Raw genomic sequence first — 24,117 nt, 5'->3', positions numbered from 1 at the left:
CGGCCACATCAGTGACAGCCGGAACCTTCACCGACAGAGCGCCCAGATCGTTCTGCGCAAAAGACGCATCCCACGACACCAAATCAGCGTCACGGAGCACCTCAACCAGGGCGCCGTCAGGCTCGAACGCCACCAGGCGTGCACGCATCATGTCCGACACAATTTCCTCCTACAGCCACCACTTCGCGCCACGCACAGTGATAGACGAATCATCAGTAAACCCAGACCCCGCCACGGCGAGACGCAGCCCGTCAGAGGCAGGGGAGAGGCGAAGCGCTCCGGCTGGCGGATAATCCAGAGGGACACGCGTCCCCGTCGGCGCCCAGGCGGACGCGCCGCCACGCCACGCACGAAACGCACGCACATCAACAAACACGTACTGCGACGCCGACAGCGAATGCGTGAACGACAGGCCGCGCCCGTCCGAGCCAGTGATCTTCACCGACTCGGCCGGACCCTTCACCCGAATAACGCCGTCCTGCACATCCCCAGTCGTGCCAGCCCACCGAGGAAACACGACCTCACCCGGGACCGGCAGCGCGGGCTCCGCGACAGGGGCACCCTCACACCAAAACGGTTGCGTCTCAAACTGGACGCGGAGTCGCCAGAACTTGAGCGATAGGCGCTCCGGCTCCGCAACCAGCATGTCCACGACCTCGGCAGTGCGCCGGGTCCCGTCTGCCATGACCCGCGTTAGCGTGCCCGCTCGAGCAAACAACGCCGCAAGAAAGATCGCTGAACTCTCGGCAGAAGCTCCCGCCTCATAGATCGAGACAGTCAGATTCACTGCTCCGCTACCCCAGCCCTGCCGCCGCGATATCGCGCCGTCAAGGTTGGGCAGAACGAGCTTCGAGACCCTACGCTGCGCGGGAGCGGGGACAGCTGTGCCCCAGTCCACCGCCCACCGCCCCCACACATCATCCAGATCCACATCATCGACCAGCCAAACAGACATCTAAACGAGTCCCTTCACACCATGTGCAGCACGCTGCGACTTCCGCCGCTGCTCTGTCGAGCGCGGCTCAGCTACCGGGTTAATCTGCGTCGAGTTGTCGTTGTAGATCACCTGCGCCTGCCCCTGAGGTGAGCGAGGGGCTTGCACGATGATCTGAGGCTGCATCATCGAAGGCGAAAAATCGCCCCGGTTGATCGCCTTCAAGAGCGGACGGTTGAGTGACGCATACGGCTCTTGGATGACTTCCTCGCCGCGTGAAAGGTTCACGTTGATCGAGTCGGACTTCGCGGTGCCAAGCCCCCACACGGTGCCGTTGCGGACACCGCCACCAAAACCGATAGTGTCGCCGCCGGCGTACCCAGGGATCGTCCCGCCTTGAGCGAAACCGATCGTCCCACCGTTCGCGCGCCCTCCTGAGAAACCGCCGGAACGGCCCCCGCCCGCTGACCCGCCACCGGTTGACCCACCCGATGTGGTAATTCGCGCATGCGCGCCAGCCGCGATTCGCGCCAGCCACCCACTCACTGCTTGGAGCGGTCCGATCGCGCCCGACGTGTCAGCCGTAACGCGCGTGCCCACAGTCGGCTTGATGGCGTTCTGCGCACCCTTCGTCGCGGTGAGCTTCCCTGTCGCCTTATCCGCGTCAGTGTTCACATTCGCTGAGGTGTCTTCCGGGATGTCATTCGCTGCATCGCTCACGCGTTCGAGCGCGGCTTTAACCTGATCAGCAGTCGGCACTCGGCGTGCCGCCCAATCTTCCGCCGCCGCCGCGTTGTCACCCAAAGCGATGCGCTGGTCGATCAGCTTCTGTCGCGCCTCATCAAGGACAGCGTTAGCCTGTTCCTCGTTACCGGTCGCCTCGAGAATCGCGCTTGCGTTCTTCTTGGCGGCCTCCGCGACGTCGAGAATCGCCGACTCAGTCTTACGCCCCGCATCCGTATAGATGTCGAGAGACCCTGCGCCCTCATTGACGATCTTGTTCAGCGCATCAAACTTCGCACGCAAGTCGATAGCTGCACGGTCCGCACTAATCTGAGCAGACCCAAAGTTGAGGATCTCCTCCGCGAGCTTCGAGATTGCTTCAGTAGTGTCGACAGCAGCCCCAGCGATACCTTCGAGGGAGCTCTTCGAAGCCTCCGCAGCGACATCAATTTCGCCCATCGCGATACTCAGCAATGTCGAGTCATCAGTAGCGATTCCTGCCGCGCTTGCGGCGTCTAGTAGCTGCTCCTTGAGCGTGGGCATGTGAGTGTTGAGGGCGTAGATCGCGTCCTTGGCGCTAAGCCCGCCTTCATCCGCGAACCGCTTAAAGGCGCTCTGTGCGGCAGGTAGATCTTCGGCTGCCAGTGACGCCAGTTCTCGGCCCAGCGTCTCGATGGAATCCAACGCAGCACTGTCGTTCCAGTTGTTCGCCCAGAACCCGCGTGCTGCACCTTCAGTTCTTTCAAAGAGCGCTGGCAAATTCTCTAGCTTCGACTCGAGGTCGACAAAGATCTTCGCTAGCCCTCGCTCGTTTGCCTTTGCTGTAGACCGCATCTCGTCAAGTGCACTACTGCCCTGTTTGAGAGCCGAGGACATCTGCTCGGACGATACCTTGGAATTCTCCATCGCGGCGTTGAACAGCGCAACGGATGCGGCGGCGGCAGCAAGCCCAAGCACCCATGGGCTGGTTAAGAACGAGACGACGCGCGCGAGCCCACCCTTTGCGATGCCGGCGATTCCGCCAACGGCACTCAGCGCGTCCTTGAACTCGAGGACTTTGGGATAGGTGAGCATGAACGTGCCCCCAACGAGGGCGCCAGTTCCTACAAGGCCTGTAAGTGCTGACACTGTGCCCTTGATAGGAGCCGGGAGGTCTTCGAACGCCCGCATTGCGTCGGCTGCCCAGTTGAGTAGATCAACCAGGGCCCCGCCGCCGTTCGGGTCCACGAGTGGGCGTGCTAGCTCAGAAGCAAAGTCCCGCCAAGCCGCCTTGACTCGGTCCATCGCGCCCGAGAAGGTGTTCTTGACGTTGGCAGCCGCGCCGCCGAACTTCTCCTGCATCCCAGCGGCGAGTGCATCGAGCGCGACGTCTGCGTCCAGCGCGCCGGCAGTGATGTCTTCGCGAATCTGGGCGCCAGTCTTGCCCATCTGAGAACCAATGAGCTCGGCAGCGTTGATGCCGCGCTGGCCGAACTGCATAAGGTCTTGTCCAGTGATCTTTGACGCAGCTGAGATCTGCGACATGATGAACGAGATCTCGGAGATCTGCTGGTTCGAACCGCCCATGGCTGCGACGGCGTTCTGCACCGAGTCGAGATACGGAATCACCTTGTTTTGTCTCGATGCCGAAAGCGAGCATCTGCTGCTGAGCAGTGATGAACGTCTGCTTCGCGAATGGAGAGTTGCGAGCAAAGGCGTCCAGCTTGTCCATCTGCGCATTCGCCGCCTGGGCCGATCCCAGGAGCGTCGAGAGCGCTGCACGAGTTGTCTGCTGCAGGGTGTTGTACTGCACGCCAGTCTTGAGAGCTGCGAGCCCCACACCGGTGACAGCTACGCCGACAGCCGTAAGGCCTGTTCCGATGGTCGACCACTCCGCACGCTGCGACCGAGCTGACTCTTGAGTCTTTGTTTTAGCTTCGGCGGCCGCATCTCTGACTGCCGCAAACCCGCGTACTGCTCCGCTGGCATCAGCGTCCAGCTTGATCTTTACTATCCGGTCAGCCACGGGCACCCCTTAAAAGGAAAAGCCCCCTAGAGTGGGGGCAAGAAGTTGCATAGAGGAGAAGATCAAATGTTCGGTAACTTGGGCGGACCAACGTTCCTACTTCTGCTAGGAGGGCTGACGTTTGTGATCGTGGGCGCGATCGTGTGGCTCATTGTGCGTTTGGTCAACCAGCCGCGGCGGGCAGCAGAAGCACACCAAGCCGAGCTGCAGCGTGCTTACCAAGCGGGGTTCTATGCTGCTCAGCAACAGCAACAGCAACAGCAACAGCAACAGCAGGGTCAACGTTCGACTTTGTAGACGCGCCACTTCCTAGCGGCAGAGAAGTTCTCACCCGAGTACCGGGGATCCTTCTGCGCCTGCTCCAACGCGTCGTCAGCCCAATCCCGGACCGGGCGGGCCTCGTACCGGTGAGTGCCCTTTGGGTTCAACGGGTCCGCACCTATCGACATTGCCTCATCCAGCGGTTGGCCGTGCGTGCCGATAGACGCCTCGTGCTCATGTAGCGCAGCAAGAAGCTCGTAGTCTTCCCGGCTGTACTCGGCTTCCTGATCGATGCGCCACCCGTCCCCGTCTGGGATGAGGCGGCGCTCGGGCTCCTTGCCCCAAAGCTTGCTGGGCGGGATCCTCATCTCGACAGCGATTCGGAGATCCCGCAGCAGCCTGCTGTCAGTGCGGAGCCTTACCCTAAAGGGGCGATATTCACCGTCGCGGTGTTCCGGTTCACTGCAACAATGGCGCCGGCGAGCCGATCGTACTCACCGTCAGTCAGGCCGGCAACGAACTCGTCCCAGTCCTCTTCAGGAATCGGGACCGTGCTCTTCGGAGTGACCTCAACCGCTGTAGCTTTCGCGGCAGCCTCGAAGAATGTCGAAGAGTTGAACTGCTCGTCATACCCGTCACGTGGAGGGTGCGCGAGCATGAGCTCGTTGTACTCTTCCCAGGGCAGCGAGCTGATACGGATCGTCACCGACGCGTCCTTCACCGCCGCCTCGAGATCCTTTACACGCTTGCTCTTCGGCACCGAGACCCGGCCTTCAGTGTCGCGAGCATGCTCAACCTGCGCCGACTCAAGCTCCTTCAAGAGTGGCCGGTCAAGGCAAAATATGAGGTCCATCTGTTCAGGCTTTCGCGCCTTCAGCTTTGACTTCAACGACATAACAAATCTCCATCCACGAAGCCACGAAAAGAAAGGGGAGAGCCCGGGGTGAGGCTCGTGGGCAACCCCACCCCGGGAGCTAGTTAGGCGACGAGCTGAGCGAACGGCTCCCACTCGGACTGGATGAACATCTTCTGCTTGATGCGATCGAGCGCGTTGTCCTCGCCGTCGATCACCATCTGCTCGCCGCACTCGACGTCGACGGCGTCGTACCAGTCGTTAGCGTCGAAGCTGTCGTCGTCCTCGTCCTTCTGCAGGAACCGGATCAGGGTGCCGCGCGTGCTCTCCTTGAGTGCGACGCGTGCTTCGTCCTCGGTCGGTTCCGCGAGGTTGAAGGTGTACGACACCTCGAGGCTTTTCGTCTTCTCGCCGGGAATCTCGAATACCTGGCTCGAGCAGTACCGGCGATCCTGGATCGCTGCCTGGTCGGCAGTCTGGTTGAACTGCGTAAGGTAGCAGGACACGTTCTTCGCCGCATCCGCCTCGGTCTTCTTGATGGCCTTCTTGTCGGCCACACCGCCAGGCACAAACAGCACCCGGCGGGTGCCGGCGGTCTTAATCGCCTTCGGAATTACTCGCGACATCGGTCGCTCCTTCCTCCCCAACCGGGGAAACAGAAAGGGCCGGCGAATTGCCGACCCTGAACTTCGTACGCCGCGGACGCGAAACCGGCGGATACCGCTTCACACGCTTGTGCGCCGTCTCATCAAATTGCTCTTCGTGGATGTCGAACTGGTGACCAGTCACCCTCGATTCCACGCGAATGAACTTCGCCATCAGCCCCTCCTCGAGGTGAACGTGAGCCACGCATCCTGAAAATGCAGTGGCGGGGAAACAGAGTTGTCGACCTTTGCGGGCTCAAACGCGATCGTCACTGGGTCAGCGCGCCGGCCCGCGATCGTTGGTTTGCGACCAACAGTCAGCAGCACCTTCTCCATCAGGAGCCGCACCCCAGCCGGGGCATCCGATACTGCGCGAACACAGAACTCGTATTCGGCATCAGAATCAGGCCGCGGAACAGTGCCGTACCGTCCGTCGCCTTCCCCATCAGGGCCGGCGCCGTAGAGCACGACGAAGTCGCTGCGCACCACCTCGCCCTTGTCATCGGTGGGCGCATCACGCACGCGCCCTGCGAGCCCCACTGATTCCAGCAATGCTTTGAGCGCATCCCATTCAGCTATCACAGGCCCGCCCTCCGCAACGCGTCCTCACGAGCTTTCTCCATGCCGCGCACGAAGTCAGTCTCGTTGGCCCGCACCACGCTCGCCCGAAGGTTCTGCGGTGCTGCTTTGACGCCGCCGTTGGCTTCCTCGAGGATGCCAAGCGGCCCCTGAGTGCGCCCAAGGTTCGGGCCGACTTCCGCGGAGTACTTGGGGAACTCCGACCTGGTGATGTCGTAGTCGATTGAGGAGGGGTAGCGTTTCGCGTGTCCACCGGAGGGCCCTTTTGCGAGATCCTGCCAGTCTTCTTTCATGCCCTGCGCGGTCCCTTTCAGCGCGGACTCAACGAACCGGCCTGCATGCTTGGGGAACTCGCCCAGATCATGCATGAGCTGGTCAAGATCGTCGCTCATGATTCCTCCGTCACCGGGTATCTGTGTGCAGTTGTCTGCCCTGCCTGGGCGGACCCATCGACACGAAACATGCGTCCCGTAAGCGCCGTGTCTACGGTTGACGCGTCAACGCGGACGAGCGCGCCCGTGGGGGCTCGTGCTGCAGCAGACGGCAGTGACACGATGATGCGGGTCTCAGCAAGCTGCTGCCCAGCCGGTGACTTCTCATTCGCCGAAGCGGACGGGAACTTCACCCGAGCTTTGCCCGTGTAGTAGGTCTCCACGAGTGTGAGGATCGGATCGAACTCGCCAGGCCGTCGGATCTTTTCGAACCTGCCTACTGTCACTGTCTCTGTCATGCGGGACTCGGCAAGTGCGGCGCCCATGGTGCGGGTGCCAGTGAGGATGCTCATCTGAACTCCAATACGAAACCGGTTTGCCCGAACCGTTGCTGGAGCATCTGCTGCTGAATGTGGGGGAGTACCAGGTGCCCGGTTTTGTCGCCCCCGTCAGCAAACGCGATACGGAAATCGTCCAACGCCACCGAAGACAAGCCGCCCACAGAGAGCCCCAGATCGTTCTCCACGAGAGTGATAGCTGAGGACACCATCACCACGTTCAGCCCCACCAGCACAGGAGGGCACGTGGCGAGACCGTAGGTGAAGGTCACCTCGCATGGCGAGTCGCTCTTCACCAGCACTTGATCCTCAAACCGTGACCACGAGATTGATGCCCCGGCGCGCGTGACGGCATCCACCGATTTTACGTACCCCTGCGGGAGATTCACTCTCCCCGCGATCGGGTACGCCGTGAACGTGGACTGGCGTTTCGGGAACACCCACTGCCCGTTCATCATGCCGCGCATCGCGTCAGCCGACTGCTCAAGCAGGGTGTCGATCCATTCCTTCTCCTCGACGGTGAAGGTTCGTTTCATTGCCGTTGCTACGTCGTCGGCTGACGCGAATGCGGTCATGGGTTACTCCTTGCCAGCTACGAGAGCACGGATCTCGTCACGGGAAGCCTCAGCATCAAACTCGATACCGAGAGCGGTGGCATACGCTGCGAACTCATCACGCGATGCGTTACCGCGCGGAGCCTCAACGGGCGCGGCGGGCTGCGCGGGCGCTTCTGCCGGAGCATCAGACGCGGGCACAATGGCGGACTGCTCAGGCACAGCAACCACCGAAACAACGGGGGTCTCAACAACCGGCACAGTTTCCTGCACCACCGTCTCGACAACAGGCTCAACCGCCGACGTAGCGGGCGCACTCACATAGAAGTGCTGCCCGCTACGCACAAGGCCGGAAGCGATCGAGCCGGGAACATCAACGACAACGCCGTTAGGACCCTTGATCGCAACCACGCTTAAGCCCCCGTGTAAGTGACCACACCGGTGCTGTTAAGCACCTTGTGGCCGTAGACGTGGAGGCCGCGCACGCGATCCGCGAACTTCTTCTCGGCGCGCATTGCTTCGGTCTTCTGGATCTGCGACGCGAACGCAAGAGCGCTCGTGTGGTAGGCAGTGACCTGCGGCTTGTCCTTCTGGGGGAGGTTGGACGACTGCAGAACGGTGAAGTTCAGGATCTCGCCCAGCGTCGCGCGGCGCAGGCCAGCGGTCGAACCCGACTCGTTGGCCTTCGTGATCTTGCTGTCGTGCTCGCGCAGAAGCGCAGCGAACTCAGCGTTCACGACCGCGAAGCGCTCGTCTTCGGGGACCTCAGCCTTGTCGAGCTCCTTAGCAAGATCGCGGATGATGTTCCACGCGGTCTTCGCGTCGGTAGCAGCAGTGGAGCCGGCGAGGGTGCGACCGCTGGTCACTGCGAGGGCGAGCAGCGACTTGTCAGCGTCACGGTTCAGGCCGCGAGCAGCCGAATCGGTGTACGCGCCCATTACCTTCGGGTTGGACTGCGCCGCGTCGATATCATCAACCAGGAAGTCGAACGACTTCTCCTGGTCAAGATCGAGATCAACGCCGGTATCGGTGATCTCATCCGGCTCCGTGGTTCGCGCGATCGGATCGCCGTCAGCGTCGAGCGCTACGCCGGTCGCGTAGTCCTTAACCTCAACGGGGACAACGCCGGGGATGTGCACACGTCGTGCGCCGACTGCATCCTGCTCGTAGTCGCGGTCAACGGTGCCGGTGACAACAGCATTGTCGTGGAACGACACAAGGATCTTTGCCGACCAGACTTCCTTGATGAACTTGTTCAGTGCCATGTGTTACTTCTTTCCGAGTAGGGAATCGAGACGGCCTTCTTTTTCGGCCTTCACGATTTCAGTTGGTGACATGCGAGCCAGTTCGGCTGCGCTGATTTGTCCAGGCCGCGCAGGAGCGCGCGAACCCTGGTGCCCGCCACCCTGGAACCGCTTCTTCTCAGCAGCCAGGTGGGGTTTCTTCTCGAGCAGACCAGCGAGCGCGTCTTCGATGCCATCGGCATCGATTTCGCCGTCATCGTCTACGAACTCGCTCAGGTCAAGGAACCGCTCAACATCAGTAGGGTCTGCGAATCGACCCTTTGCCGCTGCTTCGACCTTCGCGCCAACGACACGACCAATGAGCTTCTTACGCTCAGTGGTTGCGGCTTCGCGGCGCGCATCATCGATTGCGTTCTCCTCGACGGGCTTGTCCTTCGCCGCGAGCGCGGCTTCCGCTGCCTTGGCTCGCTTCTCTGCCTCACGCAGCTGCTTGCGAACCTTGGTAGCCGTGTTCTTCAGCTTGGTGCGCTCTTCCGCGAACGGATCTTCGTCGGTGGTGTCACCGTCACCCTCGGTTTCGGTGTCTTCTGCCTCTTCGGTTTCGACTTCCTCAACGTCTTCGGTTTCGGTGTTCTGCTCGATGTTGTCAGCCATCAGTGACTCACTCCCTGTTGGTTTTGGGTACAAAAAAAGAGCCACCGGGATTGGTGACTCTTTGGGTTGCCGCATCACGCGGCCCCACCTTCACGGTGGAAGATAAAAGGTCAGCGCCGACGAGTGCCGGTGGCTGAATAGAAATTGGTGTTCATGCGCTGCTCAACAACGTTGAAGATCTGCTCCGTATCGAACGCATCCCCACGCAAGCCGAGCGAATCAACAAGCACATTCATGCTCTTGTGATCCGGTTTGACTCGGGAGAGCTGCCGGGAGACTGCCGCTTCGAGGCGGTCAAGATCAGCTCGAGTCACGGTCTTGCCAACGAGTCCCGAGTACACGTCGGCTGAGTTTTGCCCGATCGAGCGGGGCATGTACCCGTACTTGCGGGCGTAGGAGAGCTGATACTGGGCATCAAACAGGCGACGCTCCTGCGCGGTCATCGTCGCCCGGTCGAGCGGGTCACGAACCCCGGTGGCCCGCGCATCGTAGACGCGAGCGCGCGCTGATCCCGCACGCGGCACTGAGGTCATCCCGTCAAACCGTTCACGGTACCTGCCGACAATGTTCCCGCCAGCAACCTGCGGGCCAGTGATGTAGCCCTCGCTGCGGAGTAACTGCAGTGTCTTTTCTCGCGGCAGACCTTGTGCGTAGATCTGCTGCGGGGTGAGTTTCATCGGGGTGCCGTATGCGCGGGCCTGCTTCCCGAAGCCCAGGCCGCGGACCTGCACGTTCACGACACGGTAGATGTCGCCACCGTCGCGCACCGTTTGCGCGCCCACCGGTCCCAGCAGCTTGTCCTGCGCTGCGTGATCCAAGCTACTGAAGTACGCGTACGGGTCAGTCGAATAGTCGCCGTCGAGCGCTTCCGCCGCCGGGATATGGCGGCAGTTGCACCACGGATGCCGTTCGAACCCTTCATTCCAGCGAAACCACTTGCCCGCCAGAATCAGACAGTCCTTACACGCGCCAGGGGACACCATGCGCACATAGCCAGTCAGGTTCGGGCGCACCGTCATCGCGGCCTGATCAGCCCAGCTTCCGGCTGCGGTCACCTCAGAGAACACGATCTTGTCGAGCACACGCCCGCCGACAGCCAGCGCAGCCTCGAGACCATACCCGCGCCCGATCGCGGTCTTCGACGCAGCCACGCCCGAGTACATGAGCGTGTCAAGTTCGCGCCCATCAACAGCCCACCCGCCAAACGCCTGCGGCTGTAAACGTGCGATCGGCACGTCAGCCTGCCCCGTCTGGCGAAGCACAGCCGGCACATACCTGTCAGCGTCGGCCGCGGCAGAGACTTGCCCGTGTGTGAGGGAAGCGACTGCGGCAGCCTGTATTTGGGCCCACGACTCATCGAAGTCGTTGCCCATACGCTGCCACAGCCGCCGTACCTCAGCTACCGAGAGAGCTGCGATCTGCCGCTGGTTCAGGTAGTGCGCTTGGGCCGCCTGCGGGATCATCAGCACCCCCCAAGTCTCGAAGCGCGTGGTTCAGCGGATCTGCTGCGCGTTCCTCTTCAAGCATTCGCTCAATGCGGAGCATGTCTGTCGGGCTCACTCCGTCGAGTTCCATCAGGTACTTCGTGGGGTATCCGATGCTCTTCTTCTTCACGAGGGCGTCAGCGAGTTCCGATTCTGAACGGATCTCCGGGTTTGCCCACGTGAGCGTCGCAAACCTCGTCGCCTCAGCAAGCGCAGTGTTTCCGCGCACGAGATGCCCGAGGCGGTGTACGTCGCGAAGTGCGGGGGTGGCGAAGCGCTGGAACTCCACGGCTTTCTTTACCAGACCGATCTCCGCCGATTTGAGCGCGTCACCCGACAGGTTCGAGATGCCCTTGTTCGCCACCAGATAGTGCGGCGGGGTACGCGTCTGCGCAGCGATGTGTCCGACTGCGACCTCGATGACTTTCGTAAACGGGTCCAGCTGGGCAGGATCCCACTGGTCAATCTTCGCGTTCTCGTTGTTGAACACCGCCATGCGTGCCTCGTTGAGTTCCGGCATCGTGATCGGAGACTGACCGACCACGTTGCCGCTCTCGTCAAGGACGTTGCGCATCGGCGGGTTCGTGCCCAGGAGCACACGCGCCGGCATCGACGCATAATCTGCCGCATGGAACAGGTACGCCCACAGCAGGTTGATTGCGTCCTGCATGGGCATGACGCCCTCAATCTCGCTGACTGGCTCGCCTCGGAGCATGGGCCGGTTTGGGACTTCAACGAAAGACACCTCACCGATGGGGTTCGGGATCGGCCAGGTGTCCTCGCCCGCTCCGGACCAAGCGTCCCAACCACCGGTCGTGCCGTTTTGCCGTTGCTTTGCTTGTGCCGTTTGCGCCTGCTTGGCGTCAGTCATTTGCTCGCGAGACCGGCGCCACTTCCACAGGCTTGCGCCGTCATCGAGGAGCAGGAACTCGTGTGTTTCGTCCAGCCACGTCTTAATCGCGGCCTGACGCTGGCGCGGGTTCATCCAGTGGTAGTCCACCTCGACATTCGCAGGGTGCTCCCACTCGTACTGTGGAGTGCCGTCCTGGTCGGAGGACCACACTGACACGAAGGAACGGCGCGCGATCAGCGTTGTCAGGATGCCCTGAGACTGCTGTGCGTCCATCTCGTTGCGGAGCCAGTCATCCCACGTCGCGATCCCGAGAGCGTCAGCCTTGCGACCGTAGGTGTCGAGCCCATCGTCACCTTCGCCTCGGTCCCGGTACTTGATACCCGTATGCGCAAGACGCTCACTCTCAGAGTTCGCGACCGTAGCACACCAGTTATCGGAGAACCCGTTAAAACGAGCTCCGTTCTTGTCAAGCCACTCCTTGGTAGCGAATGTGAGCGTCTGAGCTCCACCAAAGTAGTTCTCGGCCTTGTCAATCTCCGTGCGCCTCGCGTCGAGACGTTCGTAAATGCGCACCGCCCGTTCCAGGGCTGCTTCACCAGTTTTTGCTGACATTGGCACCCCCTTCGGGTCGTTAGATCCAGACAAGGCTGGCGTGTTCAGTTTTGAAAAGATCGTCCTTAGTAGCGTCCATAGTTGCCTCGTGAGCAAGACCGGAACTCATCGTCATATCGATCTTGAGATGGTCAGAGCCGCGAGGCTTTCCGAGGACATACCGCTTGCCCGTTTTGGCGACCATGACCGCATTACGAACGTGTAATGAGGTCGTAAGGCAGCCGTCATGCGTGAAGTCAGACTCCGGGTTACGGATCACCGAACGGAACTGCTCCAGCGACCGGTGCATCGGTGTGACTCGGGAACACTCCCACGGAATGAACACCTTCGGCCCGTACTTCTGCGCCCACTCGGCAAGCTCAGTACGCCAAGAATCGTCGTCGTCTAACGCGTCATCACTCGTGGCACCCATCGCGGACCCGGCAGGGTCGATGTAGGCGCGCACGATCTCGTAGTCCTTCGCGAGCTGGTCGACCGCGGCACGGACCTCACCGCGGGGGATGAACCCGCCCCACTTCGAGGGATCCCAAATCGTCAGCCGCTTGTCGCCTCCCACGTCATACGTGGGGGTGAACTGATACTGATCAGCGGTCTCGAGCCTGATCCCCGTCCAGTCGTTGTTGTTCGACAGGTCCATACCGAGGGCAACCTTCGTGCGTGACTTCACGAGGATCGGGAACCGCTTCAGGCTCCACTCTTCCTCGGTCACCCAGTGCCCTTGGCCCATCTTGAGACGGTTCCCAAAGAACCGTTCAGCCTGGGCCGGGTCACGCTTCATCAACGAGCGGGCGGTCTGCTCAATCGAGTTCAGATCGACCCACCAAGACCCCTCGTACACGTACTCATGGATCTTGCGACGATCATCCGGGTTCTTGTAGTCGAGCGCCTTCCCGTCCTCGTCTTTCAACGCCCTATCGGGGTCGCGGTAGAAGACGAACACGTCATCCTCAGCGGCCTCGTAAATCTGCTGAGCGTAAGAGTTCTCTGCGGGGTTCCAGGCGTTCGTAGTCAGGTGCGTGCGACCGCCCATGCCGGCAGCACCACGCGCCTGAGTGTCAGCAACGTTCACCATCTTGTTGCGTGCCGTGTACAGGCCAACCTCATCCTGCTCAGCATCCGAAATCGGGTTACCAAGACGAGACTGGGCATTAGAAGTCACAATGTCGATGCGGTCAAAGTCATCATCTTCGGACTGCCCCATGATGCGAATGAAACCCTCACGCACCGCAAGCATGTGCTTGAGTGGGCCGAGCTTGATCATCGCCTGCAGCGGGCGGTAAATGTTCGCCGTCTGGTCTTCCGAATACGCGGTGATCTGAATGAGTGGTGACGGATGCCGCATACCCTTCGGTTCACCTTCGATGTACTCGTACACCCACCCACACGGGCACCCATGCTCCGAGCACTCGTACTTGTCGGAAGCGGCAGCCCAACCCGCGAACACGGAAGGCCCACACGCCTCAAACGCGACCTGAGACGCCGAATATGGCCCCTTGCCAGTCTTCTGCGGCGCGACGATCATCGTCATGCGGTAGAAGAACGCCTGGTTCAGTACGGGCGGGTTATCCGGCCCCACTTCCTCCGGGGGAACAAACTTCGCATCCTCACGGATCCGGTAGCGGTTCGCATGGCACCAGAACTGCCAATCCGACATCTGAAACGGCTTGCCACGAGTCACACCGTTCGGCACTTTGCAATGCTGCGAAATCCACGCATCACCAATGTCTCCAAGAGTGGGGAAATCAATAACGAACTCAGACACCCGTCACACCGCCCTCAAACGCCGCTGAGGCTTCACGGTCCCCCCGCTGGGTTCAGGGTCCTGCTTACCGGCACTCTCATCTGCGACGATCTCCCAGCCGTTCTCGCGAAGGCCAGCAGGCGTCAAACCAATCTGGTCACGAAACCTGTGCAACTGAGCCACCAAAGCGGCGTTCGCATCAGGCCGCATCTCAACAACGGTCTTCAACCGGCAGTACTCGGCGACAATCTGCCACCGCCAAGACTCCTCAGACCACATCGCTGCCTGCGGGGTGAGCCAAGCCTCAAGCCACACCTCAACCTCACGCGATCGAAACTCCTGCGTCAGATCCGAGTCGTACACTTCGCGACGCTTCCCGTCCTCGTCAACCTCCCACGCATAACGCGACATCTCAGGCAGAGGGAACTCAGGAGCAACACCAGCCCACCCCTCACCAGGGAGCTGGTTGAACTTCAGACCGCGCCGATCAGAACGACCAGAACGCGGATCAGGCTGAGGGCCAGAACGATTGCGAGCACCACCAGAAGCCATAAGCAATCACCGCCTCTCAGAGCAGATCAAGGGAGCCAGAACGGGCAAGGGCGAAAGTTTTGAACCCTCCGCACCATTTACAGCCCTCCCCGGCGGTCCTGTGACTCGGATACAGGGTGGGGGTACCCCCTGGTGTGCGCCTTGGTCAACAGGTGGTGCTTAGCCTTGGTGCCAGCCGCCGGGTTGGTTGGCTGCTGTTTCGCGTGAGTGGCAGTCGTGGCAGAGTCCACGTCCGTACTCTGGGTTGTTGGGGTTGAGTGCGAGGTCGGTGAGTTCGCGTCTGCTGCGTGGGTGGTGGTCGGCAACAGTGCTGGGGTTGAGGTGGCAGACGACGCAGATGGGGTCGCGCTGGATGACTGCGGTGCGGAAGGCTTGGTGCCCTCGGCTGTTATAGCCGCGCTGTGTCGCGGTGCCTCTTGCCCGATCGGCTTGGGCCCTATGGGTGGCACACCGGCTACCCTCATGCCGTGGGTAGACGGTTGGGCATCCTGGGGTGGAGCAGACTCGCATGGTTGCCTCCGCAGATGGTGCTGACCAGGTTGGCGGTTGGAGTCAGTGCCGTACCGCTTATGCCTGGTCCCCGTGTATCTCGATGACGTTGCGGCCTAGTGCTTTGGCTGCGTCTGAGATAGTCACGGTGTCGGCGTAGATCGTGAGCGTGATCGATGGCCCGAGAGTTGTAGGTCCGCTGCGTCTGATCACTGGGTTTTCCAGGATCCTGTGCCCCGGGATGAGAGTGCCGTCGACCCTGACACCGCCGGCCTCCACGACTATCGCGTTCATCGTTGCTCCTCGGTGTATCGGCCGCCCCGGTATTCCTCGACACAGCAGAGCATCGCGGCGCGTACGGATGGGTAGCGGCGGCCGCAGCCTTCACAAGCGGGTTGGTCACTCATCAGCTATCACTCCTGCGGTGAGCGCGGTCACGGTCTCGTCGAGGTAGCGTGTGAGGCCGAGCGTGGTCGTGAAGGACTGACGTTCGCCGATAGCGCGGAAGTAGCCTGTGCTGCGGTCGTCCATCAAGTGGGGGCTGGTGTACTCGGCTTGGAGGATGTATGCGGTGAGCATGCCGTCGCATTCGTCTGCGATGTGCGCTTCGAGGGCTGCGTCTAGTGCGGCCTTGGTTTGCTCACTCATCGCGTGTCCCATTCATGATCTTGGTGAGGTGTGCCCAGTCGAGGAGAATGACCTTGCCGCCATCGCGGTTGGCGAGGGTGCCGTGGAAGTTCACGAGGTCGGCCAGCTGTTCAAGCTTGGCCTCTGCTGCTTCTGCTCTCCGGCGGTACTCGGCAGCGCTGTCGGCAGTGCCGAAGCAAGCATTGATTGACTCGCCGGCGGCGGTGAGGATGCTGCCAAGCTCAGTGATGTCGACGAGCTGACCGCCTACGGTGAGTTCAATTTTCCCTGGTGGGGGAGTATCAATGACGTGCTGGTCACTCATCTTCCTGCTCCTCCTCGAGCCATCGCGTGTAGGCGATCGTCTGCCGCATGCATGCGTGGTCGCCGCAGCCGCGGAGAGCGATGATGATGCGTCCTGTGAAACCGAAGCCGATGGCGAGCGTGTAGCGGGACCATTCGTCGTGCCCGATAGTGGTCGGGCGGCCGATGCTGAGCCATGGCTTGTACGCCCAGGCGCGGCGGTTGGTGCGCTCCCTGCGGATGGTGCTGCTCGGGCTCATCAATGCCTCCGTCATATTGTTAACGCCGTGGCGAGGCCGATCGCTACGCCCGTGTGCATGCCCTGGTCTGCGTGGTAGCCGTACCAGCCGCGTACTGCCTTGCCATAGTCGATGAGCCAGTGCGTGATGCCAGTGAAGAGTGCTCCGAACATCCACGGGAGTCCGAGGACAGCGAGTGTGACACCAGCAGCTACTGCATGGTGTGCCGAGTGTGCGGTGAGTGCGTGGATCCAGTCGGGCCGTTTCGTGTCTGCCTTCGCGGTCGCCACGTAGTCGTTCTGCATGGCGAAGTCAGCGACGTAGTGTGCTCCGATGAGGAGCAGTACGGCGTGCAGGGTTTCCACGGTCGGCCTCCGTAAGTAGGTTCCTCCGCGCTCGTACCCGGGTTCGATGGGTGTTGTCAGCGGTACGGCGCGGAGGAAGAATAGGGGTGGCGTACTGCCGCGCGTGGGAGCAGAACTGCGGAGGTAGAGTTACCTGATGTTCTATGTAACGAAAGATGTGCGACGTGCGCTCGAGGCTGAGCTCTGGGTTCCCGCGCTGTTCACTGCCCTCGCAGGAATCGACATATGCAGTGCTCTCTCATCCGACAATGGGGAAACGTCAGGCGCGCAATATAAGCGCTGGGTGGAAAACCGCGCCTCTGACATCGGGCTTAGTGCTGAAGATGTCTACAAGCTCCGATGCGGGATGCTTCACCAGGGTAAGTATCAAGGGAAAACGTATGACCGTATTGTGTTTTCGCTTCCTGTCCCTAACAACATAGTGCTCCATATGAACACATTTGGCGAGACATACAACCTTGATCTTCGCCGATTCTGCGAGAGCATTTGTCGTGCGATTGACCATTGGTGGCAACAGAACGAGACCGACGAGGTTGTGTCTAGAAACTATTCGGAGACCGTGCAGTTTCGTCCAGATGGCGCACAATACGGATTCAGTGGGTTCCCTGTCCTGGCATAGACCCGCAGGGCGCTCGCATCATCATCTGAGTGCGCGCCTTGTCGCCACCGGCTCTCGAACGAAGTTCCTTTTACTGGTCGAGTACGGCGTGATGCGACCGTGCATGATCGCTTGTAGCTGGGAACGTCTACCGTCATGCCCGCTTCCTGGGCCCGTGGCGTACCCACAGAGCCAGTCGGTCCCGTCACGCGCGGGAAGTGGGTCGGGTGCGCGGATAGAGTGGGGTGTATGTCGAATCCAGCACGTGAATTACATGCGATCCTTGTGAGATGGAAAGCGGCAATTGACGCTACCTCGCGGCCGACAGCTGAGAGGGTTCGTGGAAGCGGGTTCCTGTCTCAAACGAGGGAAGCGGTTTCGCTCCTCGAATCTGTAGACGCCATCCTGGATGAATGGGAAGCAGCTAACCGGAACGTAGGCATCCCGAGAAAGCGTGCGGCGCAGTGGGTGAAATCCGTGCTTGCATACCCGGCTGGGTGGGATGCCCCGCTGGACCCCGAACGAGCTTTCCCGGAAGCGAGCTTGGACGCACTTGAGATGCTCGCTGACATGATCGACATGGCTCAGAGCGTAACGCCGCCCCTGGCTGCCGACCGTGTCCACGAGCTGCTCGCAATCATCCGCGAAGCTCTTTCGGCAGACGACACGCTGGATAACGACTTCAGGGCATACATAGAGCATCTCCTTGCTGCAGTTGAGCACGCCTTGGAACACCGGGATGCTGAGGCGCTCAGGGAAGACCTCCAACACCTCTGGATTGCAGTGTTCGCAGCCGAAGAGTTTACCGAAAACAAAGGCACATGGAGTTCGGCCGCCACCCGGTTCGGCAGAGACACGTTCGCTCAGACCTTGGCGAGTATCGTCGGCGGAGTTGCAACCAAGATGATTACGGGCTCGTGAGGTCTAGCTCCCGAAACAGTGATTTGATGTAGGTCTGCACTTTGTGCGCCGCGAGCCCATGCGTCTCCACTGGTCCCGGCTCTCCAAAGCCTTGTCTCATGTAGGACTCGAGCTCTAACTGCATGCGGCTCAACACCCACCAGATGGTTTCTTGGTCTTCTGGTGAGGCTTTGCTTAGATCAGTGAGCTGTCCTGCTTTCAGCATGTCAAGCCCCCTGTGGTGTGGTGCGAGGTATTGTGTTTAGTCATGCCGTATCCACCGACCAGTCGTCAACGCTGTGTAGGGGGCGAGCCGGGAGTGCCCCTACCCGTAGCGAGGTACGCAAGCTGGGTCGTGAGCCAGCACGTTCTTGCGCCGCCGCTTCGCGCACACACCGTGGGTGCTGGCTCGAGAGCGTCCAGCTTGAATAGGGTGTGTGCGTCATCCCGTCACCCCGGGGGAGAGAAGGTGGGCGGTGTTGGCGCGGAATTGAACCGCGAGTACTGGCTACTCTCAACACCACCCTGAGCGCTCGTAGCCGTCGTGGCTCTCCCGAGATTTGAACTCGGACTGTGCGGGGTTTGAATCCGCTGCCTCTGCCAGTTGGGCTAGAGAGCCAGGTGGGCCTGGCCTCAGCTCTCCTGTGAGCGGTCCGGCATCTGGCGTAGCACAATGGCTCCTACGAGTAGTGCAGCGGCAAGCGGTAGTGCGAACTGAGATAGCAGCGACCCGATGGGCTGGATGACCTGCCAGGCTTCCTGAATGTTGGGGCGGAAGAAGAGAGCGAGGTTCGGCAGGAACGCACCCCCGACCACGCCGATGATGAGCGCTATGGCTGCCCAGACTTGCATCTGGTTCGCGAGCTGTTTGTTCCGGCTGGACTCGTCAGTCATGTTTCCTCCCTTGACGGGTTGGCTCTCTGCTTTGAGTTCTCTCTTCCACCGTTTCATGGTTGCCCGGAAACGTCTACCCGTAAGGCCTGATCAGCAGCTTTGTCTTCGACGCATGCGCGTACCGCCGCGGGTCGTGCAGGTCTCGAACCTGCCACCTCCGGTTTTGGAGACCGGCGCTCTACCAGATGAGCTAACTACCCGAGTGCCCGCACCGGTGTGCGGGCTATTCAGTTGTGGGCGCAGAAATGAAGAATCCCCGGGGCCGTAATGGCTTCCGGGGACACTTCTCCTGCGTGGTACAAATGTACCATGATCGAAGCTATGTTGCAAACACATCTTCGAGTGGCGCGGCGGCGAGCGCACGCAGGGCCACGACGTCGACTTCGATACCCATAGCCTCAGCGAGTGCGACCAACTCTGTCTCTGTCGACCACATGGCCCCGCAGCAGCGGCACTCGGCGATCACGGCACGGCCTCGCTTCACCGGGATGGTCACGGCGGCAAGCTGGCGAGTCTCGATGACGCGGCCTTGCTTGTCCTTCTCCTGGGATAGGTGGTGGCGTTCCCCGCATGATGGGCACGGGGCGGTGAGTTCCTTCTGGTGTGGAGGGTCAAAGAGGTCTTCGATTCGGTAGATCCACTTCCCGAACGCCGCGTCGAGCTCGTCGCGCATGTCGTCATCGATCGCGCCGGCCGCGTGCTGTGCCTGGGTGGCTTGCGCGAAGCGTGGCACGACGTTGATGAGGTCGCCGGCGTGGGGGAGTCGCCATTCGTTGAGCCATGCGCGTGCGATGTCCTCGATGTGCTGCCAGAGGCCGAGCGCTTCAGCGTTGATGAGGTTGCCGCCGGCGCCGCCCCCGCCGCCCGAGCCGCCGCCCATGGATGATGAGATCGCGTCGCGTAGCTGCTCGAGCAGGGGAGCGCATTCGTACTCTGCGCCGTCGAGGTGGACGGTGTGTGTTTGTGTGAGGCGTTCTACCGCCCGAGCCGTGTCAGTCATGTGTTCCTCCCGTAGAACGACAAAGGCCCGTCACAAGGTCGATGCCCCATTCGCTGGGGGATCTAGTTGTGACGGGCCTAAAGCACCTGTTGAGGGATAGTGTACGCGCAATTTGAGAATTGCGCGAGCGATCTGCGATTCGAGTAGCTGCGCAGATAGGGTGCAGCGCAAATATCGATAAGGTGCAAAATAAGGTGCAGCACGAAACGACAAAGGGGCAAGAGAAGTGCTACTTCCCTTGCCCCATATGCTGTGCGCGAGGGGGGACTTGAACCCCCACGTCCGAAGACACTGGAACCTAAATCCAGCGCGTCTGCCAATTCCGCCACTCGCGCGTGCGCCTAACTGCGGCACCGATCTAGACTAGCGGCTCTTGGCGTGGAGTGACGCCAACCCCGGAAAACTGCTTCGGCGCGTCGCGCACTCACCGACTACTTGCTGTGGTCCCTGCCCGGGGAGCGGCCGTCGATGACCTCGGCGCCATCGGGCAGGGCTGTACCGACCGGCACGCGTACCGTCACAAAACCAGTGGGGTCTGTGGCCGGTGCGGCCGATGCGGCCGGTGCAACTTGAGTCGGCGCGCTCGTGGCGGCAGCGTCGCCGGCAAGTCCCGCCTCGATCGCGCCCGCGCTGAAGCCGCCGGAGGGGCCCGCCGTGTGGTGCTGCGACATCCGGTCGATCCAGGCGAGTGCCAGCGCAGAGATGATGAATGCGAGGTGGATCATGACCTCCCAGAACACGCCGTCGTTAGAATAAATCACCTTGCCGTCGGCCCCGAGCACGATCCCGTCCTCCATGCGGCCGACCTCGATGAATGTCTTCAACAGGTGGATCGACGAGATCGAGATGATCGATACCGCAAGCTTCACCTTGAGCAGGTTCGTGTTCACGTGTGAGAGCCACTCGGGCTCGTCGTGGTGACCCTCGACGCGGATCTTCGAGACGAAGGTCTCGTAGCCGCCGATGATCACCATGATGAGGAGGTTCGCGATCATCACAATGTCGATGAGCGCGAGCACGCTGAGCATCACATCGGTCTCGGTGATCTTCCCCGAGATGATGACGTTTTCGAACAGGTGCCACAGCTCGACGAAGAAGAGCACGACGTAGACGCCCTGCGCGATGATGAGCCCGAGGTAGAGGGGCGCCTGCAGCCAGCGGCTCGCGAAAATGAATCCGGCGAGCGTGCGCGAGGCGGCTCCCGGGCCGCGGTCGGTGCTGCGCTGAATTGGCGGCATCGAGCGTTGGTTCACGTGTGTTCTCCCGTGTGGTCGTGATAGTTCGAATTTGGAGAGCCACATGTTATCCCACAGAAAACCCTCCCACCTGGGTGTGGGCACGCGCGGGGCACTGCGTTCCCACGTTTCTGGCATGGCGGGGGATATACTTGCTCTCTGCGAAGGGGAGTATTCCACCTCGCTCGTGTCGTCAATACGCTGTGCGCAGATCGCTCAGCCGGTTCGAGCGCGGCGTCACCCGAAAGGGTTGGTTCCGGGGAGAGACTTTCGGAGTTTTGCGCACCCTGCGCCATCCCGAAGGAGTCGTTCTTTACCGTGACAACCGCACTTCCGCTCTGGTTCGAGGTGGGATCGATGATCCTCCTCACACTGATTCTCATCGTGGACCTGCTGCTCATCATCAAGCGGCCACACGTCCCTTCTATGCGAGAGGCCAGCCTGTGGGTCGGCTTCTACGTGTTGCTCGCGCTGCTGTTTGCGGGAGCCATCTACCTGTTCGCGGACGCGCAGCACGCTACGGAGTTCGTTGCCGGCTGGCTCACGGAGTACAGCCTCTCCATCGATAACCTCTTCGTGTTCGTGCTGATTCTCGGCGCGTTCAAGGTTCCGACTGCGTATCAGCAGCGAGCCCTCATGATCGGCATCGTGCTCGCGCTGCTCTTCCGCGGCATTTTCATTCTGGCTGGTGCCGCCATCATCGAGCGCTTCATCGCCGTCTTCTTCATCTTCGGTGCGTGGCTCATCTGGACCGCGTGGCAGCAGGTCAAGCCCGGCGGACACGAGGAGCACGGGGACAGCTGGCTCATCCGACAGGTCAAAAAGGTCGTCCCCTTCACCGACGAGTACCACGGCGGAAAGCTCAGCGTCACCGTTGAGGGCAAGCGCATGTTCACGCCGTTCCTGCTCGTGCTCATCTCGCTCGGCGCGACCGATCTCCTGTTCGCGCTCGACTCGATCCCCGCGATCTTCGGCATTACGCAGAGCCCGTTCATTGTGTTCACCGCAAACGTCTTCGCACTCATGGGCCTCCGCCAGCTGTACTTCCTGCTCGGTGGCCTGCTCGACAAGCTCCCGTACCTGAAGTACGGCATTGCAGCGATCCTCGCGTTCATCGGCGTGAAGCTCATCCTGCACGCGCTTCACGAGAACGAGCTGCCGTTCATCAACGGTGGCGAGCCGGTTGCCGTGCCGGAGATCACCACCGGCATGTCGCTGCTGTTCATCCTCGCTGCCATGGTCATCTCGACCGTTGCGAGCGTATGGAAGGCCAAGCAGGTTGCCCGCAAGAGCGGCGAGACCTTGCACTTTGGCGCGGCCGAGCCCCACCTTGATGAGGACGGCACGACCGGAGATTCTTCGAAGGGGAATTGATCGTTGGGGCTGAGTGTTAGACTCTTCATCATGCGTCAGCGGCACCAGCTTCTTCGTGGCCGCGACGGGATCTAGCCCACGGCCGCCCGTCGCGGGGTTCTTGCACGGCCGATCCACTCGCGTTCGTAGCCTGATGGCTCGATTCCAGCGAAGCAAGAGAATGAAGAGAAGCAATGACTGACACGAAGCCCCCGACGATTTCCCCTCGGACTCTGGCCGAGAAGCTTTGGGACGACCATGTGGTTGTCAAGGGTGAGGCAGGCGACCCTGACCTCATCTACATCGATCTGCACCTCATCCATGAGGTCACCAGCCCGCAGGCCTTCGACGGCCTGCGGGTTGCGGGTCGGCCGCTGCGCCGCGTCGATCAGATGATCGCAACGGAGGATCACAACACTCCGACGCTGAACATCAACCGGCAGATCGAAGACCCGACGAGCCGCGTACAGATCGAGACGCTCCGCGCGAATGTTGAGGAGTTCGGCGTGCGCTCGCACCCGCTCGGCGACAAAGAGCAGGGCATCGTGCACGTTGTTGGCCCGCAGCTCGGGCTCACGATGCCGGGGATCACCGTCGTGTGCGGTGACAGTCACACCTCCACGCACGGCGCATTCGGTGCGCTTGCGTTCGGTATCGGCACGAGCGAGGTTGAGCACGTCATGGCGACGCAGACGCTCTCGCTCAAGCCGTTCAAGACGATGGCGATTAACGTTGAGGGCGAACTCCGCCCGGGCGTGACCGCAAAAGACATCATCCTCGCGGTGATCGCGAAGATCGGCACCGGCGGTGGTCAGGGCTACGTGCTCGAGTACCGCGGATCGGCGATCCGGAATTTGTCGATGGACGGTCGCATGACCATCTGTAACATGTCGATCGAGGCGGGCGCACGCGCCGGCATGATCGCACCGGACGAGAAGACATTCGACTACGTGCAGGGTCGCGACCACGCGCCCCAGGGTGCCGACTGGGACGCTGCTGTCGAGTACTGGAAGACGCTTCCCACCGACGAAGGCGCGGTGTTTGACGCCGAGGTCTCGATCGATGCGAGCGAGCTTGAGCCGTTCGTCACCTGGGGCACCAACCCCGGCCAGGGCGTACACCTGAGCGACGCGGTCCCCAACCCAGCCGATATTGCTGACCCCAACGAGCGTGCCGCGGCTGAGCGCGCGCTCGAGTACATGGATCTTGAGGCTGGCACGCCAATGAAGGAGATCCCCGTCGACGCGGTCTTCATGGGATCCTGCACCAACGCTCGTCTCGATGACCTCCGCGAATTCGCAAGCATCATTCAGGGCAAGAAGAAGGCCGAGGGCGTCCGCCTCATGGTCGTGCCCGGTTCCGCACGCGTCCGTCTCGAGGCCGAGGCTGAGGGCATCGACAAGATCGTTGAGGAGTTTGGTGGCGAGTGGCGTTTCGCCGGCTGCTCCATGTGCCTCGGCATGAACCCCGACCAGCTCGCTCCGGGAGAGCGCTGCGCGTCAACGTCGAACCGTAACTTTGAGGGTCGTCAGGGTAAGGGAGGCCGCACCCACCTGGTGTCGCCGCTCGTCGCCGCAGCGACCGCGATCCGCGGCACGCTGTCGAGCCCCTGGGATCTGCAGGCTGACGCGAACCAGAAGGTGGAGGCATAA

The 24,117-nt window shown here is 61.3% G+C and carries 29 protein-coding genes and 3 tRNA genes; 4 read left to right on the top strand and 28 right to left on the bottom strand.

Translation table 11 applies throughout. The features are described 5' to 3' along the window. Positions 1-169: 169 nt before the first annotated feature. The 22 genes from AUL38_RS08960 to AUL38_RS08855 all read right to left on the bottom strand — a co-directional run bounded on the left by AUL38_RS08960 (position 170) and on the right by AUL38_RS08855 (position 16,485). Complete coding sequence (locus AUL38_RS08960; RefSeq protein ID WP_059061207.1) at positions 170-955, bottom strand: hypothetical protein; 786 nt, start codon at positions 953-955, stop codon at positions 170-172. Then, positions 956-3,265, bottom strand: a complete 2,310-nt coding sequence (locus AUL38_RS08955) for a tape measure protein (protein WP_059061205.1) — start codon at positions 3,263-3,265, stop codon at positions 956-958. Positions 3,266-3,940: 675 nt separating this feature from the next. Further along, complete coding sequence (locus AUL38_RS08945; RefSeq protein ID WP_059061202.1) at positions 3,941-4,291, bottom strand: hypothetical protein; 351 nt, start codon at positions 4,289-4,291, stop codon at positions 3,941-3,943. Positions 4,292-4,341: 50 nt separating this feature from the next. After that, positions 4,342-4,776, bottom strand: coding sequence for a hypothetical protein (locus AUL38_RS08940; protein ID WP_153006534.1), 435 nt, complete (start codon positions 4,774-4,776; stop codon positions 4,342-4,344). Positions 4,777-4,901: 125 nt separating this feature from the next. After that, positions 4,902-5,402 (bottom strand): hypothetical protein, encoded by a 501-nt coding sequence (locus AUL38_RS08935; protein WP_059061198.1) that lies wholly within the window; start codon positions 5,400-5,402, stop codon positions 4,902-4,904. Further along, positions 5,374-5,595, bottom strand: a complete 222-nt coding sequence (locus AUL38_RS17130) for a hypothetical protein (protein WP_153006533.1) — start codon at positions 5,593-5,595, stop codon at positions 5,374-5,376. The genes AUL38_RS08935 and AUL38_RS17130 overlap by 29 nt, the downstream gene beginning before the upstream one ends. Then, positions 5,595-6,002, bottom strand: coding sequence for a hypothetical protein (locus tag AUL38_RS08930; protein WP_153006532.1), 408 nt, complete (start codon positions 6,000-6,002; stop codon positions 5,595-5,597). Before AUL38_RS08930 ends, AUL38_RS17130 begins: the two co-directional genes overlap by 1 nt. After that, positions 5,999-6,391 carry a hypothetical protein gene (locus AUL38_RS08925; protein ID WP_059061194.1) on the bottom strand — a complete coding sequence of 131 codons (393 nt, stop codon included), beginning with the start codon at positions 6,389-6,391 and terminating at the stop codon, positions 5,999-6,001. Before AUL38_RS08925 ends, AUL38_RS08930 begins: the two co-directional genes overlap by 4 nt. Next, positions 6,388-6,783 (bottom strand): DUF6093 family protein, encoded by a 396-nt coding sequence (locus AUL38_RS08920; RefSeq protein ID WP_059061193.1) that lies wholly within the window; start codon positions 6,781-6,783, stop codon positions 6,388-6,390. Before AUL38_RS08920 ends, AUL38_RS08925 begins: the two co-directional genes overlap by 4 nt. Then, positions 6,780-7,343, bottom strand: a complete 564-nt coding sequence (locus tag AUL38_RS08915) for a hypothetical protein (protein ID WP_059061191.1) — start codon at positions 7,341-7,343, stop codon at positions 6,780-6,782. The genes AUL38_RS08920 and AUL38_RS08915 overlap by 4 nt, the downstream gene beginning before the upstream one ends. 3 nt (positions 7,344-7,346) lie before the next feature. Next, positions 7,347-7,733, bottom strand: coding sequence for a hypothetical protein (locus tag AUL38_RS08910; RefSeq protein ID WP_059061189.1), 387 nt, complete (start codon positions 7,731-7,733; stop codon positions 7,347-7,349). Positions 7,734-7,735: 2 nt separating this feature from the next. Beyond that, positions 7,736-8,587, bottom strand: a complete 852-nt coding sequence (locus AUL38_RS08905) for a P22 phage major capsid protein family protein (protein WP_059061187.1) — start codon at positions 8,585-8,587, stop codon at positions 7,736-7,738. Positions 8,588-8,590: 3 nt separating this feature from the next. Beyond that, the gene (locus AUL38_RS08900) at positions 8,591-9,220 is read right to left on the bottom strand and encodes a hypothetical protein (protein ID WP_059061184.1); all 630 of its coding nucleotides are present in this window, start codon (positions 9,218-9,220) and stop codon (positions 8,591-8,593) included. 110 nt (positions 9,221-9,330) lie between these two features. Beyond that, on the bottom strand, positions 9,331-10,683 hold the full coding sequence (locus AUL38_RS08895; protein ID WP_153006531.1) for a hypothetical protein: 1,353 nt from the start codon (positions 10,681-10,683) through the stop codon (positions 9,331-9,333). After that, positions 10,616-12,169 carry a phage portal protein gene (locus tag AUL38_RS08890; RefSeq protein WP_059061181.1) on the bottom strand — a complete coding sequence of 518 codons (1,554 nt, stop codon included), beginning with the start codon at positions 12,167-12,169 and terminating at the stop codon, positions 10,616-10,618. Before AUL38_RS08890 ends, AUL38_RS08895 begins: the two co-directional genes overlap by 68 nt. Before the next feature lie 19 nt (positions 12,170-12,188). Further along, on the bottom strand, positions 12,189-13,823 hold the full coding sequence (locus AUL38_RS16835) for a hypothetical protein (RefSeq protein WP_201023720.1): 1,635 nt from the start codon (positions 13,821-13,823) through the stop codon (positions 12,189-12,191). 111 nt (positions 13,824-13,934) lie between these two features. Next, positions 13,935-14,321, bottom strand: a complete 387-nt coding sequence (locus AUL38_RS08880; RefSeq protein WP_153006530.1) for a hypothetical protein — start codon at positions 14,319-14,321, stop codon at positions 13,935-13,937. A gap of 708 nt (positions 14,322-15,029) precedes the next feature. Further along, positions 15,030-15,245: a hypothetical protein gene (locus AUL38_RS08875; RefSeq protein WP_059061176.1), complete on the bottom strand. Its 216-nt coding sequence runs from the start codon at positions 15,243-15,245 to the stop codon at positions 15,030-15,032. Positions 15,246-15,350: 105 nt separating this feature from the next. Further along, on the bottom strand, positions 15,351-15,599 hold the full coding sequence (locus AUL38_RS08870) for a hypothetical protein (RefSeq protein WP_059061174.1): 249 nt from the start codon (positions 15,597-15,599) through the stop codon (positions 15,351-15,353). Beyond that, on the bottom strand, positions 15,592-15,903 hold the full coding sequence (locus AUL38_RS08865) for a hypothetical protein (protein ID WP_059061172.1): 312 nt from the start codon (positions 15,901-15,903) through the stop codon (positions 15,592-15,594). Before AUL38_RS08865 ends, AUL38_RS08870 begins: the two co-directional genes overlap by 8 nt. Beyond that, positions 15,896-16,141 (bottom strand): hypothetical protein, encoded by a 246-nt coding sequence (locus AUL38_RS08860; protein ID WP_059061170.1) that lies wholly within the window; start codon positions 16,139-16,141, stop codon positions 15,896-15,898. Before AUL38_RS08860 ends, AUL38_RS08865 begins: the two co-directional genes overlap by 8 nt. Positions 16,142-16,152: 11 nt before the next feature. After that, positions 16,153-16,485 carry a DUF3307 domain-containing protein gene (locus AUL38_RS08855; RefSeq protein WP_059061168.1) on the bottom strand — a complete coding sequence of 111 codons (333 nt, stop codon included), beginning with the start codon at positions 16,483-16,485 and terminating at the stop codon, positions 16,153-16,155. Positions 16,486-16,621: 136 nt separating this feature from the next. Here AUL38_RS08855 and AUL38_RS08850 point away from each other — a divergent pair, with 136 nt between their 5' ends. Beyond that, a complete protein-coding gene (locus AUL38_RS08850; protein ID WP_059061166.1) occupies positions 16,622-17,104 on the top strand; it encodes a hypothetical protein in 483 nt (160 codons plus the stop codon). Positions 17,105-17,332: 228 nt separating this feature from the next. Continuing rightward, positions 17,333-18,004, top strand: coding sequence for a hypothetical protein (locus AUL38_RS08845; protein WP_059061164.1), 672 nt, complete (start codon positions 17,333-17,335; stop codon positions 18,002-18,004). 524 nt (positions 18,005-18,528) lie between these two features. On the opposite strand, the gene AUL38_RS08835 is transcribed toward AUL38_RS08845, so the two are convergent. From AUL38_RS08835 to AUL38_RS08810, 6 genes are all read right to left on the bottom strand, one after another. Continuing rightward, positions 18,529-18,602: transfer RNA gene (locus AUL38_RS08835), tRNA-Leu, on the bottom strand. Positions 18,603-18,616: 14 nt separating this feature from the next. Beyond that, positions 18,617-18,877 carry a hypothetical protein gene (locus tag AUL38_RS08830; protein ID WP_059061161.1) on the bottom strand — a complete coding sequence of 87 codons (261 nt, stop codon included), beginning with the start codon at positions 18,875-18,877 and terminating at the stop codon, positions 18,617-18,619. A 127-nt stretch (positions 18,878-19,004) separates the two neighbouring features. Beyond that, positions 19,005-19,077: transfer RNA gene (locus AUL38_RS08825), tRNA-Trp, on the bottom strand. Positions 19,078-19,196: 119 nt separating this feature from the next. Next, positions 19,197-19,877: a hypothetical protein gene (locus AUL38_RS08820; RefSeq protein WP_059061159.1), complete on the bottom strand. Its 681-nt coding sequence runs from the start codon at positions 19,875-19,877 to the stop codon at positions 19,197-19,199. A gap of 253 nt (positions 19,878-20,130) precedes the next feature. Next, positions 20,131-20,212, bottom strand: a tRNA-Leu gene (locus tag AUL38_RS08815). Positions 20,213-20,308: 96 nt separating this feature from the next. Continuing rightward, complete coding sequence (locus AUL38_RS08810) at positions 20,309-21,115, bottom strand: TIGR00645 family protein (protein WP_059061274.1); 807 nt, start codon at positions 21,113-21,115, stop codon at positions 20,309-20,311. Positions 21,116-21,430: 315 nt separating this feature from the next. On the opposite strand from AUL38_RS08810, the gene AUL38_RS08805 reads away from it, so the two are divergent. Continuing rightward, a complete protein-coding gene (locus tag AUL38_RS08805) occupies positions 21,431-22,486 on the top strand; it encodes a TerC family protein (protein WP_083506720.1) in 1,056 nt (351 codons plus the stop codon). A gap of 173 nt (positions 22,487-22,659) precedes the next feature. Next, entirely contained in the window at positions 22,660-24,117 is a 1,458-nt protein-coding gene (gene leuC / locus AUL38_RS08800; protein WP_059061157.1) for a 3-isopropylmalate dehydratase large subunit, read from the top strand.

The organism is Leucobacter sp. G161, assembly GCF_001482305.1.
GTDB lineage: Bacteria > Actinomycetota > Actinomycetes > Actinomycetales > Microbacteriaceae > Leucobacter.
The sequence above is the reverse complement of the archived record's forward strand: the minus strand, read 5'-3'. Positions and strand labels throughout refer to the sequence as shown.

Excerpts from the sequence above, each read along its gene's own strand:
- AUL38_RS08900 (WP_059061184.1), bottom strand. The coding sequence starts at position 9,220 with ATGGCTGACAACATCGAGCAGAACACCGAAACCGAAGACGTTGAGGAA.
- AUL38_RS16835 (WP_201023720.1), bottom strand. The coding sequence starts at position 13,823 with ATGTCGGATTGGCAGTTCTGGTGCCATGCGAACCGCTACCGGATCCGT.
- AUL38_RS08945 (WP_059061202.1), bottom strand. The coding sequence starts at position 4,291 with ATGAGGATCCCGCCCAGCAAGCTTTGGGGCAAGGAGCCCGAGCGCCGC.
- AUL38_RS08880 (WP_153006530.1), bottom strand. The coding sequence starts at position 14,321 with ATGTCGCGTTATGCGTGGGAGGTTGACGAGGACGGGAAGCGTCGCGAA.
- AUL38_RS08895 (WP_153006531.1), bottom strand. The coding sequence starts at position 10,683 with ATGATCCCGCAGGCGGCCCAAGCGCACTACCTGAACCAGCGGCAGATC.
- AUL38_RS08890 (WP_059061181.1), bottom strand. The coding sequence starts at position 12,169 with ATGTCAGCAAAAACTGGTGAAGCAGCCCTGGAACGGGCGGTGCGCATT.
- AUL38_RS08940 (WP_153006534.1), bottom strand. The coding sequence starts at position 4,776 with ATGGACCTCATATTTTGCCTTGACCGGCCACTCTTGAAGGAGCTTGAG.
- AUL38_RS08905 (WP_059061187.1), bottom strand. The coding sequence starts at position 8,587 with ATGGCACTGAACAAGTTCATCAAGGAAGTCTGGTCGGCAAAGATCCTT.
- AUL38_RS08845 (WP_059061164.1), top strand. The coding sequence starts at position 17,333 with ATGTCGAATCCAGCACGTGAATTACATGCGATCCTTGTGAGATGGAAA.
- AUL38_RS08875 (WP_059061176.1), bottom strand. The coding sequence starts at position 15,245 with ATGAACGCGATAGTCGTGGAGGCCGGCGGTGTCAGGGTCGACGGCACT.
- AUL38_RS08925 (WP_059061194.1), bottom strand. The coding sequence starts at position 6,391 with ATGAGCGACGATCTTGACCAGCTCATGCATGATCTGGGCGAGTTCCCC.
- AUL38_RS08935 (WP_059061198.1), bottom strand. The coding sequence starts at position 5,402 with ATGTCGCGAGTAATTCCGAAGGCGATTAAGACCGCCGGCACCCGCCGG.
- AUL38_RS08850 (WP_059061166.1), top strand. The coding sequence starts at position 16,622 with ATGTTCTATGTAACGAAAGATGTGCGACGTGCGCTCGAGGCTGAGCTC.
- AUL38_RS08810 (WP_059061274.1), bottom strand. The coding sequence starts at position 21,115 with ATGCCGCCAATTCAGCGCAGCACCGACCGCGGCCCGGGAGCCGCCTCG.
- leuC (WP_059061157.1), top strand. The coding sequence starts at position 22,660 with ATGACTGACACGAAGCCCCCGACGATTTCCCCTCGGACTCTGGCCGAG.
- AUL38_RS08830 (WP_059061161.1), bottom strand. The coding sequence starts at position 18,877 with ATGACTGACGAGTCCAGCCGGAACAAACAGCTCGCGAACCAGATGCAA.
- AUL38_RS08920 (WP_059061193.1), bottom strand. The coding sequence starts at position 6,783 with ATGAGCATCCTCACTGGCACCCGCACCATGGGCGCCGCACTTGCCGAG.
- AUL38_RS08870 (WP_059061174.1), bottom strand. The coding sequence starts at position 15,599 with ATGAGTGAGCAAACCAAGGCCGCACTAGACGCAGCCCTCGAAGCGCAC.
- AUL38_RS08865 (WP_059061172.1), bottom strand. The coding sequence starts at position 15,903 with ATGAGTGACCAGCACGTCATTGATACTCCCCCACCAGGGAAAATTGAA.
- AUL38_RS08960 (WP_059061207.1), bottom strand. The coding sequence starts at position 955 with ATGTCTGTTTGGCTGGTCGATGATGTGGATCTGGATGATGTGTGGGGG.
- AUL38_RS08820 (WP_059061159.1), bottom strand. The coding sequence starts at position 19,877 with ATGACTGACACGGCTCGGGCGGTAGAACGCCTCACACAAACACACACC.
- AUL38_RS08915 (WP_059061191.1), bottom strand. The coding sequence starts at position 7,343 with ATGACCGCATTCGCGTCAGCCGACGACGTAGCAACGGCAATGAAACGA.
- AUL38_RS08860 (WP_059061170.1), bottom strand. The coding sequence starts at position 16,141 with ATGAGCCCGAGCAGCACCATCCGCAGGGAGCGCACCAACCGCCGCGCC.
- AUL38_RS17130 (WP_153006533.1), bottom strand. The coding sequence starts at position 5,595 with ATGGCGAAGTTCATTCGCGTGGAATCGAGGGTGACTGGTCACCAGTTC.